At 62.0% G+C, this 13,064-nt stretch carries 14 protein-coding genes; 11 read left to right on the top strand and 3 right to left on the bottom strand.

Translation table 11 applies throughout. The features are described 5' to 3' along the window. Positions 1–6 precede the first annotated feature (6 nt). Positions 7–1,476 carry a pyridoxal phosphate-dependent decarboxylase family protein gene (locus tag ACP39K_RS00905; protein ID WP_033641419.1) on the top strand — a complete coding sequence of 490 codons (1,470 nt, stop codon included), beginning with the start codon at positions 7–9 and terminating at the stop codon, positions 1,474–1,476. A gap of 70 nt (positions 1,477–1,546) precedes the next feature. Here the strand turns inward: ACP39K_RS00905 and ACP39K_RS00900 are convergent, their stop codons facing one another. Continuing rightward, positions 1,547–2,074 carry a carboxymuconolactone decarboxylase family protein gene (locus ACP39K_RS00900; protein WP_033640338.1) on the bottom strand — a complete coding sequence of 176 codons (528 nt, stop codon included), beginning with the start codon at positions 2,072–2,074 and terminating at the stop codon, positions 1,547–1,549. Positions 2,075–2,077: 3 nt separating this feature from the next. Next, positions 2,078–2,866 (bottom strand): cyclase family protein, encoded by a 789-nt coding sequence (locus tag ACP39K_RS00895; RefSeq protein ID WP_033640340.1) that lies wholly within the window; start codon positions 2,864–2,866, stop codon positions 2,078–2,080. A gap of 127 nt (positions 2,867–2,993) precedes the next feature. On the opposite strand from ACP39K_RS00895, the gene ACP39K_RS00890 reads away from it, so the two are divergent. After that, on the top strand, positions 2,994–3,800 hold the full coding sequence (locus tag ACP39K_RS00890) for a helix-turn-helix domain-containing protein (RefSeq protein WP_227944604.1): 807 nt from the start codon (positions 2,994–2,996) through the stop codon (positions 3,798–3,800). A gap of 69 nt (positions 3,801–3,869) precedes the next feature. Then, positions 3,870–4,802: a LysR family transcriptional regulator gene (locus ACP39K_RS00885; RefSeq protein ID WP_251683962.1), complete on the top strand. Its 933-nt coding sequence runs from the start codon at positions 3,870–3,872 to the stop codon at positions 4,800–4,802. A 7-nt stretch (positions 4,803–4,809) separates the two neighbouring features. Here the strand turns inward: ACP39K_RS00885 and ACP39K_RS00880 are convergent, their stop codons facing one another. Next, positions 4,810–5,451, bottom strand: coding sequence for a TetR/AcrR family transcriptional regulator (locus ACP39K_RS00880; protein WP_161544715.1), 642 nt, complete (start codon positions 5,449–5,451; stop codon positions 4,810–4,812). 93 nt (positions 5,452–5,544) lie between these two features. On the opposite strand from ACP39K_RS00880, the gene ACP39K_RS00875 reads away from it, so the two are divergent. From ACP39K_RS00875 to pqqF, 8 genes are all read left to right on the top strand, one after another. Continuing rightward, complete coding sequence (locus ACP39K_RS00875; RefSeq protein ID WP_033640344.1) at positions 5,545–6,207, top strand: O-methyltransferase; 663 nt, start codon at positions 5,545–5,547, stop codon at positions 6,205–6,207. A gap of 81 nt (positions 6,208–6,288) precedes the next feature. After that, positions 6,289–7,338, top strand: coding sequence for a dipeptidase (locus ACP39K_RS00870; protein WP_161544714.1), 1,050 nt, complete (start codon positions 6,289–6,291; stop codon positions 7,336–7,338). A gap of 117 nt (positions 7,339–7,455) precedes the next feature. After that, the gene (gene pqqA, locus ACP39K_RS00865; RefSeq protein ID WP_004937827.1) at positions 7,456–7,533 is read left to right on the top strand and encodes a pyrroloquinoline quinone precursor peptide PqqA; all 78 of its coding nucleotides are present in this window, start codon (positions 7,456–7,458) and stop codon (positions 7,531–7,533) included. A 58-nt stretch (positions 7,534–7,591) separates the two neighbouring features. Continuing rightward, positions 7,592–8,503: a pyrroloquinoline quinone biosynthesis protein PqqB gene (pqqB, locus tag ACP39K_RS00860; protein ID WP_033640348.1), complete on the top strand. Its 912-nt coding sequence runs from the start codon at positions 7,592–7,594 to the stop codon at positions 8,501–8,503. 9 nt (positions 8,504–8,512) lie between these two features. Continuing rightward, complete coding sequence (pqqC, locus tag ACP39K_RS00855) at positions 8,513–9,268, top strand: pyrroloquinoline-quinone synthase PqqC (protein WP_015376769.1); 756 nt, start codon at positions 8,513–8,515, stop codon at positions 9,266–9,268. After that, positions 9,268–9,546 carry a pyrroloquinoline quinone biosynthesis peptide chaperone PqqD gene (pqqD, locus tag ACP39K_RS00850; RefSeq protein ID WP_016927749.1) on the top strand — a complete coding sequence of 93 codons (279 nt, stop codon included), beginning with the start codon at positions 9,268–9,270 and terminating at the stop codon, positions 9,544–9,546. The genes pqqC and pqqD overlap by 1 nt, the downstream gene beginning before the upstream one ends. Then, entirely contained in the window at positions 9,539–10,675 is a 1,137-nt protein-coding gene (gene pqqE / locus ACP39K_RS00845; protein WP_033640350.1) for a pyrroloquinoline quinone biosynthesis protein PqqE, read from the top strand. The genes pqqD and pqqE overlap by 8 nt, the downstream gene beginning before the upstream one ends. A gap of 2 nt (positions 10,676–10,677) precedes the next feature. Beyond that, positions 10,678–12,993 (top strand): pyrroloquinoline quinone biosynthesis protein PqqF, encoded by a 2,316-nt coding sequence (gene pqqF / locus ACP39K_RS00840; RefSeq protein WP_497008225.1) that lies wholly within the window; start codon positions 10,678–10,680, stop codon positions 12,991–12,993. The last annotated feature ends 71 nt before the right edge of the window (positions 12,994–13,064 follow it).

Below are 13,064 nucleotides of genomic sequence, written 5' to 3'. Positions count from 1 at the left end.
ACCGCGATGTCCAAGTTAAACCCGATTCTGGCTTCCTCGGCGCACAGCGCCGAGGCTTACCGCCAGGCGATCGCGCAGAGCAGTGAAGCCGTCGTGCAGTGGCTGCAACAGCCCGAGATGTATCAGGGCAAAAGCGTTGCCGAACTGCGCGAGCGCATCAAGCTCGACTTCACCCCGCAAGGCCTGGGCAACCAGGCGGCGATCGAGCGCGCCATCGAGTATTTTTTGAAAGACAGTCTGTCGGTGCACCACCCGCAATGCGTGGCGCACCTGCACTGCCCGAGCCTGGTGATTAGCCAGGCCGCCGAAGTGCTGATCAACGCCACCAACCAAAGCATGGACTCCTGGGATCAGAGCCCGTCGGCCACGCTGATCGAAATGAAATTGATTGAGTGGCTGCGCGCCCAGGTCGGTTACCCGTCCGGCGACGCCGGGGTATTCACCAGCGGCGGCACCCAGAGCAACCTGATGGGGCTGATGCTGGCGCGCGATGCGTTCTTCGCGCGTCAGGGCCACTCCGTGCAGCAGGACGGTCTGGTGGGCGATCTGCGCAAGCTGAAAGTGTTCTGTTCTGAAAACGCCCACTTCTCGGTGCAGAAGAACATGGCGCTGATGGGCCTCGGCTATCAGTCCGTCACCCTGGTGAAAACCGATCGCTTCGCCCGCATGGACGTGAACGATCTGGCGGAAAAACTGGCGCAGGCCAAGGCCAACGGCGAGCAGGTGATGGCGATTGTCGCCACCGCCGGCACCACCGACGCCGGCGCGATCGACCCGTTGCGCGATATCGCACGGCTGGCGGCGGAGCAGCAGATTTGGGTGCACGTGGATGCGGCCTGGGGCGGCGCGCTGCTGCTTTCCGAGCAGTACCGCGACTACCTGGACGGCCTGGAGCTGGTGGACTCCATCACCCTGGACTTCCATAAGCAGTTCTTCCAGACCATCAGCTGCGGCGCCTTCCTGCTGAAAGACGAGCGCCACTACGAGCTGATGCGTTATCAGGCGGCCTACCTGAACTCCGAGTTCGACGAAGCGCAAGGCGTGCCGAACCTGGTGTCCAAATCGCTGCAGACCACCCGCCGCTTCGATGCGTTGAAGCTGTGGATGGGGCTGGAAGCGCTGGGGCAGAAGCAATACGCCGAGATCATCGATCATGGCGTCACGCTGGCGCAACAGGTGGCGCGTTACATCGCCGATCAGGAAGCACTGGAACTGGTGATGCAGCCGCAGCTGGCCAGCGTGCTGTTCCGCTACCGTCCGGCGCAGCTGGCGGCGAATGGCGACGCGGCCGTCGCGCTGTTCAACCAGCGTATCGGTGACGCCTTGCTGGAATCGGGCCGCGCCAACGTCGGCGTAACCGAGTTCGATGGCGTAACCTGCCTGAAGATGACGCTGCTGAACCCGATCGTGACGCTGGAAGACATCAAGCTGTTGCTGGCGTTGGTCGAGAAAACCGCGCAGCAGTTGCCGGCGTAACCCTCCGCCACTGCGCATTAAAAGCCGATAGCCCCAGGTTATCGGCTTTTTTATCGCGCTCAGCGCGTACTCAATCCGTTGACATGTTTTCCCAGGATGTCGCTTGTAGGTCCAGATCGATTTCCAGCGTTTCCAAAAAGCGCGCCGTCATCATGTAGTGCCCAATAATTAATGACAGTTCAGCCAGTTGAACCTCATCATAATAGCGCCTGACCGCGTTAAACGTGTCGGCAGAAACCTTCACCTGCTGCACGCATTCATCGACAAAATGCAAGATGGCCGCCCCTCTGGCGTCGATGCCCACACCCTGCTCTATTTTCTCGATGTCGTCATCGCGCCACCCCGCAAGGATCGCCAACGGATAGTGTTGCATACGCTCATAAGCGCTGTGGCTTAACGCGCCAACCCTTAATATGATCATTTCCCGATCTTTATCACACAGTCGCCCGGCCGGAAAAGAAGCGCCCAGCGACAGATATCCCTGCGCCGAACGGCTGGTTTTCAACAGACCCAGCGTAAGATTGGCGGGAAAACGGGCATATTGTTGCTGTTGCTCAACCGTTAATTCACTCACTGCCGGCAGTTTTATTCTGGCCATCGTTTATTCCCCCGCGCGTTCATCGATAATTGCAACCGGCCGAGCCCAGCCGGCGGATGCCTTATAAACTTTGACCGGCAGACTGATCACGTTGAATCCGCAGGGGGGCAGCAATTCAAGATTGCACAGTTTTTCAATCTGGCAATAAGGATATTTACTGCCGGCATAGTGCCCTTCCCAAATAAGCGAAATATCGCCGCTTTGTTCAAATTTGGTGCGCGTATGGCTGAATGGCGCATCCCAGCTCCAGGCATCGGTGCCAACCACTCTGACGCCGCGTTCAGTAAGATACAGCGTCGCCTCACGGCCCATGCCGCAACCGCGATGAATAAAATCTTCACTGCCGTAGCGCCCACCGGCCGCCGTATTGACCAGAACAATATCGCCGACGGCGAGCGGATGATCAATCCTCGCTAATTCACGCTCAATATCATGTGCAGTGACCACATAACCGTCTGGAAAATGGCGAAAATCCAATTTGACGCCAGGGCCGATACACCATTCCAACGGTATTTCATCAATGGTTTTTGACGCCGAACCGTCGTCCATATGCGAATGGTAGTGATAAGGGGCGTCCATATGCGTCCCCGCATGGGTGCTCATGCGGACAAATTCCACCGCCCAGCCCTCCTGACGCGGCAGCGCCAGGGGATCCAGGCCGGGAAATGATTCCGCCAGCTGCAACGCTCCGCGCTTGTTGTCAACATACTCGATTTCCGGCAGAAACCGCTCCGGATCGGAAGCGATCCCGCTCATCAGCGGAACCGAAAGATCAATGATTTTACCGTACATATTGTTACCTTTATCCAGGGGAATGACCTGCCCAGAGTAAGCTTTCCCCATAGAATAGAAATGCCGATTATCAGACAACTTATTGTTATAATAGGAAGACGCAGCCATGAACGGACAGGAAGGCGTCATGAAACCGTCAGAATTGACCGGGGAAATCCCAATATCGATTTGGTTCAGAAATAAATCCTGGCCGGCAGGAACGCAATTCCCTTTACAGGCGTTGCCATGGGGCAAACTGATGTATTCCATGAAAGGGTTGGCGGAAATAAATATTGAGGACAATATTTATTTATCCACACCGGAATATGCCATTTGGCTCCCCGTTAATACCGAACATGAATCCGTAGCAAAGAGTGCAATTGACTATGTCATTCTTCATGTCAGCCCCCCGCTATGCCAATCCTTACCGAGCAAACCGCAAACCCTGCGGCTGAATAAGATCGTCAAAGCGGTGCTGGCCGATTTTTCAGAAAGGCGCATTGGCTATCCGCACACGCCTCAGGACCAGACGTTGGTGACCGCATTGCTTGAGCAGCTGGCGCTGTCGGAGCGTTTTGACAGCTACCTGCCGCTCGGCAGCGACGACGTGATCAAGATCATGACCGAAAAGATGAGCGCCGCGCCGCACGATTTCAACACGTTGGCGCAATGGTCGGGCATGCTGGGCTTGAGCGAGCGTACGCTCTCGCGGCGATTTCTCGCCGCCACCGGCATCTCTTTCAATGAATGGAAGCTGAGAAGCAAAACCCTCATGGCGATGACGCTGTTGCAGGAAGGGAGAGCCGTCAAATATGTCGCCTCTACCCTGGGGTATCACGATCCTTCCGCGTTTATCGCCATGTTCAGACGGCAAACGGGCCAGTCCCCCTCCGGTTTTTTAGCGGTAAGTCATGGCCCCCCGAAAACAGGCTCAGGCATAATGCATGGCGACTGATGCAGCATTCGTACGCACAAACTGCATCGAACGCCTTCCCCCCTATTCAGCACGACAGGATGCGCACGCATGACAGACCCTGATTTCAACCTGCTGATCGCGCTCGACGCGCTGCTGACGGCGGGCAGCGTTGCCGGCGCGGCGCGCCGTCTCGGTTTAAGCCCCTCGGCGATGAGCCGTACCCTCAGCCGACTGCGCGCGGCCACCGGCGATCCCCTGCTGGTGCGCGCCGGCCGTCATATGGTGCTGACGCCCTATGCCGAAACGCTGCGCGAGCGGGCGCGGCACGCGGCGTTCGAAGCCCGCGCTGTGTTGCGTCCGGCGCAGGGAGCATTGGATCCCGCCGCGCTGGATCGTACCTTCACGCTGCGCGCCAATGACGGCTTCGTTGAGGCCTTCGGCCCGGCGCTGATCGCCGCCGCCGCCGAACAGGCGCCGCGGGTGCGGTTGCGCTTTGCGCCCAAGCCGGAGAAAAGCGACCGCCCCCTGCGTGAAGGTCTGGTCGATCTGGAGATCGGCGTGTTGGGTGACATGGGCCCGGAAATCCGCCTGCAGGCGCTGTTCCGCGATCGCTTCGTTGGCGTGATGAGAACCGCACACCCGCTGGCGCAACAGCCGGAGATTGACGTCGCCGACTACGCCGCCTGCGGCCACGTGGTGGCCTCGCGCAGCGGGCGCATCCTCGGGCCGGTAGACGCCGCGCTGGCGGAGCTGGGGCTGGCACGCCATATCGCCGCCGTGGTGCCGAGCTTTCCCGCCGCGCTGGCGGTGGCGCAGGCCTCGAACCTGTTGGCGTTGCTTCCCGCCTCTTTCCTGCAGGCTCAACCTGCCGATGGCCCGCTGCGCGTCTTCGAGCTGCCGGTAAAAACGCCGCCCATCACCGTCTCGCAGATGTGGCATCCGCGCCTGGACGCCGAGGCGGATCACCGCTGGCTGCGGCAGTTGGTGCTGTCGGTTTGTCGTCGGCAGGCGCAGCCCCCGGCGAGTGACAATGTCACCTAAAAAGCGTTTACGGCCTCTGATGCCCGTTTAAATCGGCCAGATAAGCGCAGAACATGTCCGCCATCGCATCGGCATAAGCCGCGATCTCGGAATCAGTTCGCGGCGTTTCGGAGAATTGCTTGCCCGCCGCCCCCAACGTGCCGACGATCAGATCGCCCGCCAACCGGCGAGTGACCTGCGGAACATCAGGCAACGCTTCGCACATGAAAACCTGCACGATATCCTTGCCGGCTGCCTTTACCGCCTGTGCCTCCGGCGCATCGCGGTAAAGCGGCGCCGCATCATTCAACGCTACGCGCATCTGCGCCTCTTCACATTCCGAACGGATAAACGCCTGCACCAACAATCGCAAGCGCGCGAACGGCGTTTTCTCGCGGTCGGCCAAAATACGGCCCAGCATATCCGTGGTCTGCCGCCATTCGTCGCTCTGCAAACGAAACAGGATCGCCGCCTTATTAGGGAAATACTGATAAAGCGACCCGACGCTGACGCCGGCACGCTCGGCCACCCTGGCGGTGGTGAAACGCGCCGCCCCCTCCTGCGCCAAAACCTGAATAGCGGCGGTCAGAATAGCGGACACCAGTTCGGCGGAGCGCGCCTGTTGCGGTTGTTTTCTCGAGGAAATTTGCTTACTGCGGCGTTCAGTCATAGCGGGCGGCCAATGCGAATAGAGGAATGCGAATAGTTCGTCATATTATAACGGCATGCGCTAACGCGCTTCATTTACGACAGGAAATTTGCCATGAGTACCCTGACCACTGCCCCCTTAGCGCCGCTGCTAAACCGCCTGTTCCAACAGGCATCCCGCCGGTCGCCGGCGCTTGCCGCCCTGTTCCGCGACGTGCCGGACGCAGAGCAAAGCCGGCTGATGCAGAGCAAAACCGAGTACCGCGAACTCTACCACCGCCTGAAGGATTTCCCGCTGGCCGTGTCGCCGGCGACCGGGGCCTTGCTCTACATGTTGGCGCGGGGTTGCCGGGCGCAAAGCATCGTCGAATTCGGCACATCGTTCGGTATTTCGACCCTGCACCTGGCCGCCGCACTGCGCGATAACGGCGGCGGCCGATTGATTACCTGCGAGTTTGAACCGAGCAAAGCGGCGCGGGCGCGCGACAACCTGACCGAAGGCGGCGTCATCGACCTGGTGGAGATCCGCGTCGGCGACGCCCTGGAAACGCTGCGCGGCGATCTGCCGGCCACGGTCGACCTGCTGCTGCTCGACGGCGCCAAGGGACTTTATCCCGATATTCTCGACCTGCTTGAGAGCCGTCTGCGGCCCGGTGCGCTGATCGTCGCGGACAACGCCGATGACAGCCCGGATTACCTGGCTCGGGTGCGCGATCCGGCGACGGGCTATCTCTCCACGCCGTTCGCGGATGACGTCGAATTGACAATTCGGCTTTAAAATCCCCATCGAGCGAGGGTTGTTCCCCCTCGCTCGATGGGAGAACATAGCGTTCACGATGCCTGACGCAGTGAAACGCCCATGACGCTTCCCCCTCTCTGGCCGGTCTTCGACGGCCATAACGACCTGCTGCTCAATCTGTGGCTGCAGCATGACGACGATCCGGTCGCCGCCTTTTATTCCCGCGTCACGCCGGGCCACCTCGATTTCTCCCGCATGCAGCGCGGCGGATTCTGCGGTGGGCTGTTCGCGGTATTTATTCCTCCGGTCGGCTATATCGCCCAGATGCGTAATCAAACGCAGGACGAGGCGCAGGCCGCCTTCGATCCGCTGGCGATCGCCGAACGGCAAATCGGCATCCTGCAGCAGCTGGAGCAGGCTTCTCAGGGGCGGCTGCGCATCTGCCGCACCGCCGCCGAGATAGAGCAGTGCCGCCTCAACCGGCAAGTCGCCGCGGTGCTGCATATCGAAGGCGCCGGCATGATCGATGCGGAACTGACGCAGTTGGAGGCCGTCTACCGGCTGGGCGTGCGCAGCATCGGGCCATTCTGGAATCTGCCTAACGCCTTCGGCACCGGCGTCAGCGGGCCGTTCCCCGGCTCACCCGATACCGGCCCCGGCCTGACGCCGGCCGGCGAGGCGCTGATCCGCGCCTGCAACCAGCGACGCATCATGATCGACGTTTCGCACATGAACGAGAAAGCCTTCTGGCAAACCGCCGCGCTGAGCCGCGCGCCCCTGGTCGCCACCCACTCCAACGCCCACGCCCTCTGCCCGCAGCCGCGCAACCTGACCGACGCGCAGCTGGACGCCATCGCCCAGAGCGGCGGGATGGTCGGCGTCAATTTCGGCACCGCCTTCCTGCGGGCGGACGGTAAACGTGACAGTGCAACGACCGGCTTAACAGAAATTGTTAAACACGTTGAGTATTTGATCGCTAAACTTGGTGAAGATCGCGTGGGATTTGGCTCTGATTTTGACGGAGTCAACGTACCGCAACCGTTGGAGGACGCCGCAGGCCTACCGCGCCTGACGCAAGCGCTGGCGCAGGCCGGGTTCGATAACCGGCTGCTGGAGAAGCTGACCTGGCGCAACTGGCTGAACGCGCTCGCCGCCACCTGGGGTGAATAACCCGGTTACGCTTTAAAGGTTGCGATCTTCGTCACATTTCGCCAACATTGGGCCGGCCTAATGCGAAAATTTCTCATTGGGCTCGAACTATCACGATGCATGTAAAGGAGCACCGCTATGACTACCTGGACTAAACCTGAGTTTGTTGACCTGCGTCTGGGGCTGGAAGTGACGCTGTACATTTCCAACCGTTAATCGCCTGTCTGCCCGCCTTTCGCGCGGGCATTTCTTTCCCTCTTTTTCTGGTTCAGACATGCAGATAAAAGTTCTCGGCTCGGCGGCGGGCGGCGGCTTTCCCCAGTGGAATTGCAACTGCGACAACTGCCGGGGCGTTCGCAGCCACAGCATCAACGCTACGCGTCGCACGCAGTCTTCCATCGCCGTCAGCGACGACGGTAAAAACTGGGTGCTGTGCAACGTTTCACCGGATATTTGCCATCAGCTGCTGGCTTCGCCCGAATTGAACAATCCCGACGTGCTGCGCGGCACCGGCATCGGCGCGATCGTGCTGACCGACAGCCAGATCGATCACAGCGCGGGCTTGCTCAATTTGCGTGAGGGCTGCCCACACCACGTCTGGTGCACCCCTGAAGTGCATGACGATCTCAGCACCGGCTTCCCGGTGTTTCCCATGCTCTCCCATTGGAACGGCGGGTTGATTCACCACCCGGTGACGCCCGGCGAACCGTTCCGCACGGCGGTCTGCCCAAACGTGCGCTTCACCGCCATTCCGCTGCTCAGCAACGCGCCCCCCTATTCGCCGTACCGCGATCGCCCGCTGCCGGGCCACAACGTGGCGCTGTTTATCGAAGATACCGCGCGCGGGGCCGGCCTGCTGTACGCACCGGGCCTGGGTGAGCCGGACGAGGCGCTGATGCCCTGGCTGCGCCGGGCGGATTGCCTGCTGATCGACGGCACGCTGTGGCGTGACAACGAGCTGGCCAACGCCGGCGTGGGACGCAATACCGGCAAAGACATGGGGCACCTGGCGCTGGCGGAAGAGCACGGGCTGGCGGCCCTGCTCAGCACCTTGCCCGCCAAACGCAAGATCCTGATCCACATCAACAATACCAACCCGATCCTCAATGAAGACTCCGCGGAACGGCAGAGCCTGACCGCCGCCGGCATCGAAGTGAGCTGGGACGGCATGAATATCGAACTGTAGGGAATCGCCATGACGCAACCACGTCCCCTGACGCCGCAGGCATTTGAAGCGGCGCTGCGCGCCAAAGGCGCTTATTACCACATCCACCACCCGTATCACATCGCGATGCACAACGGCGAAGCGACGCGTGAGCAGATCCAGGGCTGGGTGGCCAACCGGTTCTACTACCAGACCAGCATTCCGATCAAGGATGCGGCGATCATGGCCAACTGCCCGCAGCCGGACACCCGTCGCAAGTGGGTGCAGCGCATTCTGGATCACGACGGCTACGGCGGCAGCGAAGGCGGCATCGAGGCCTGGCTGCGCCTCGGCGAGGCCGTCGGGCTGCAGCGCGACGCCCTGCTATCCGAGCAGTTGGTGCTGCCGGGCGTGCGCTTCGCGGTGGACGCCTACGTCAACTTCGCGCGCCGCGCCTGCTGGCAGGAAGCAGCCTGCAGCTCGCTGACCGAACTGTTCGCGCCGCAGATCCACCAGTCGCGTCTCGACAGCTGGCCGCAACACTACCCGTGGATCGACGCCGCCGGCTACGACTATTTCCGCAGCCGCCTCGGCCAGGCCAACCGCGACGTGGAACACGGCCTGGCGCTGGCGCTGGACTATTGCGATACCGTTGAAAAGCAGCAGCGCATGCTGGAGATCCTGCAGTTCAAGCTGGACATTCTGTGGAGCATGCTGGACGCCATGAGCATGGCCTACACCCTGAACCGCCCGCCTTACCACAGCGTGACCGCCGCGCGGGTATGGCACAACCAGAGGCTGGTGTAATGACGCTGAACCCTGAACACACTCCCGTCTTCCGCCGCGGTTACCGCCTGCAATGGGAGCAGGTGCAAAACAGCCATGTGATCCTCTACCCGGAAGGCATGGCCAAGCTGAACGACAGCGCCGCCGCCATTTTGCAACTGGTCGACGGCCACACTACGCTGAACGGCATCATCGCCCAGTTGAACGCCCGCTTCCCCGGCGCCGAAGGGTTGGCGGACGACGTGCTGGAATTTTTCCAGCGCGCCTACGAACAAAAATGGGTGACCTTCCGTGACTGAACCACGTGCGCCGGCGGTGAATCCGCCGCTCTGGCTGCTGGCGGAGCTGACCTACCGCTGCCCGCTGCAGTGTCCGTACTGCTCCAACCCGCTCGATTTTGCCGCGCAGGAAAAAGAGCTGACTACCGCACAGTGGATAGAGGTGTTCCGCCAGGCGCGGGCGATGGGCAGCGTGCAGCTCGGCTTCTCCGGCGGCGAGCCGCTAGTGCGTAAAGACCTGCCCGAGCTGATCGCCGCCGCCCGCGATCTCGGGTTTTACACCAACCTGATCACCTCCGGCATCGGCCTGACCGAGAAAAAGCTGCAGACCTTCGCCGACGCCGGGCTGGATCATATTCAGATCAGTTTTCAGGCCAGCGACGAAACGCTGAACGCCGCGCTGGCGGGCTCCGCCAAGGCATTTCAGCAGAAGCTGGCGATGGCCAAGGCGGTCAAGGCGCTCGGCTATCCGATGGTGCTCAACTTCGTGTTGCATCGCCATAATATCGGCCAGATCGACCGCATCATCGAACTGGCGATCCAGCTGGATGCCGACGACGTCGAGCTGGCGACCTGCCAGTTCTACGGCTGGGCGCACCTGAACCGTGAAGGCCTGCTGCCGACCCGCGAACAGATCGCCGAGGCAGAAGCGGTGGTGAAACGCTACCGCGAGCGCATGGCCGCCGACGGCAAACTGGCTAACCTGCTGTTCGTCACGCCGGATTACTACGAGGAGCGGCCTAAAGGCTGCATGGGCGGTTGGGGCGCCATCTTCATGAGCGTGACGCCGGAAGGCATGGCGTTACCCTGCCACAGCGCCCGTCAGTTACCGATTAAGTTTCCGTCGGTGCTGGAGCACGATCTGCAGCATATCTGGTACCACTCCTTCGGCTTTAACCGCTATCGCGGCTATGACTGGATGCCGGAGCCCTGCCGTTCCTGTTCGGAGAAAGAGCAAGACTACGGCGGCTGCCGCTGCCAGGCGTTCATGCTGACCGGCAACGCCGACAACGCCGACCCGGTGTGCGGCAAATCGCCGCATCACGGCACCATCCTGGCGGCGCGGGAAGCGGCGAACCGTTCGCAGATCGGTATCGATCAGCTGCGTTTTCGCAATCAGACCAACTCCCGTCTGATCTTCAAGGGTTGACGATGGTACCCGCCGCCGCTTCGTGGCAGCTCGATAACGGTTTGGCCGTCAAAGCGATAAGCGACCCTGCCGCCGACGCCGCCGCCGCGCTGGTGCGCATCGAAGCGGGCAGCTTTCAGGCGCCTGCCGCCTGGCCCGGCCTGGCGCATCTGCTGGAGCATATGCTGTTTCGCGGCAGCGCGAACTTCAGCGCTCAAGATGGGCTGATGGGCTGGACCCAGACGGCCGGTGGCCGGTTAAACGCCACCACCCAGGCCACGCAAACCGCGTTTTTCTTTGAGGTGGGCGCCGCCCATCTGGCGGATGGGTTGGCGCGGCTGAGCGATATGCTCGCCGCTCCGCAGCTGGCGACTGAGGCGATCGCCCAGGAGATCGAGGTCATCGACGCCGAATACCGCCTGCTGCGCGCCGATGTTGAAACCCGCTGCGAAGCGGCGCAGCGGCAGATGTTCAGCGGATTTGACGCGCTGCATCGCTTTCATATCGGCAGCCGCGCCGCTTTCGGCAGCGATATTTCCGCGTTGCAGCAGGCGTTGCGGCAGTTTCACCACCATTATTACCGCGCACCGAACATGACGCTGTGGCTGCAAGGCCCACAATCGCTTGAGCAGCTGCATGCGCTGGCACAGCGCTACGGTGGCGGCTTGCCGTCGGGCAGCGCCGCGCCGCCCGAGACATTGCCGCCGCTGGCCGCCGGGCAAGATTACACGCTGTCTCTTCCCGGCGCGCCGCAGCTGCGGCTGGTGTTTGCCCTGCCGCACTGCCGTTCACGCGGCTGGCTGCGGCGGCTTGAGCGTTTATTGCTGGACGACGCCCCTGGCGGGCTGCTGGCACGGCTGCGCGCGCACGCGTGGGGCGATGCCGTTCGGCTGGATTATGCCCGCTGCGGCGAAAACAGCGCCCTGTTGAGTTTTATTTTCACCGTCAATCACGGCTCGGCGTCTGAGGCCGCCCATATCGAAAGCGCCTTGCTGGCATGGCTGCAGGCGTTGAACGCGCTGACACCAGGCCAGCTCGAGCATTTCGGGCAACTGGCGAACCGCGATTTTCACCGTCTGGCGCCGCTCGATCAGCTGCGGGCCAGAGCGTTTGGGCTGCCGCCGACGGAACAGCATGACGACTGGACGCGGCAACTCACTATGCTGATGGCGGCGCCGCGCCGCCGCCTGGCCGTGCAGCCCGAGGGGGGCGGTGAAACGCGCGAAATCCAAGGGCTGCCGCTGACCCTTGGCCCCTTCGCCGGCGCCGCGCTGGCGCCTACAGCGGAACCTTTCCGCTTTTTCTCCGCCTCGGCGGCGCTGCCTATCCCGCCCTTGCCGCCCGGCCAGGCGCCGCTGCAGCATCTGCGTTCCGGCGAGGCGCAGCCGGTGCTGTTGCTGCGCCCATCGTCGCATGGCGCACTCAGCGAAGAACAGGCCTGTGGCTTGCAGGCGGCGCTGCGCCCTGGCGCGGCGGAGCTGGCGCATCGGGAGGGACATTTAAGCGTCGAACGCCACCAGGGCGTGTGGCTGCTGCAGCTGGCGGGCAGCCACGGGCTGATCTGCCACGGCCTGAACGTCGTGAACCGGGCTCTGGCTGCGCAGCCGCCGGCCGTCATCAACGAGGCGGCGAGAAACCTGCGCCACGCGCAGTTAAAACAACAAAACGATATCGCCATTCGCCGCCTGTTGGCCCAATTACCGGCGGCGCTGAACGTCTCTACGGCAACGGCGCCACACTGGCATGCCACCCTGGTCGGCGGCGATGGCGAGTTAAAACGGCGGCTGTCACATTTGCTGTATGACTTCCCCTACGCCATAACGGCTGAGCCGCAAACGCCGCCGCGTTTACATCCCCCTGTCACGCTGACGGAAAGCGGCGCCGAACACGCCTTGCTGCAGTTTTACCCGCTGCAAAACGATGAAGCCGAAGGCCGCTGGGCGCTGCGCGTGCTGGCCCGGCTTTACGCGCCGCGCTATTTTCAGCGGCTGCGCGTGGAACGCAACGTGGGCTACGTGGTGCAATGTGCCTTCCACCGCTGCACCCATGCCGAAGGCCTGCTGTTCGCGCTGCAATCCCCGACGTTCACCGCTGAACAGCTGCGGCAGTTAAACGACGAATTCTTGCTGCAGATGCATCATGAGCTGACGCACGTTAGCGTTGGTGAGCTGGAGCAAACGCAACAGGCGCTGCAACAAAACTTGCAAGGCCTCAGCGCCGAGCCGTTGCAACGCGCGCGGGAGATTGCGTTGGAAAATCGCGCGGCTATTGCCGCCGCTGCGCCGATCACGCTGACGCAATTGCGCTATTGGCAGCTGCGTTTGTTTTCCTCTGATTGATTAACCCGGCGGTGAACACCGGCCGGGGGAATAGGTCGCGGAGAAAGTATCGCTCATGCCGCAGAAGGCCG

The sequence above is a fragment of the Serratia sp. EC4 genome (assembly GCF_059652115.1).
The sequence above is the reverse complement of the archived record's forward strand: the minus strand, read 5'-3'. Positions and strand labels throughout refer to the sequence as shown.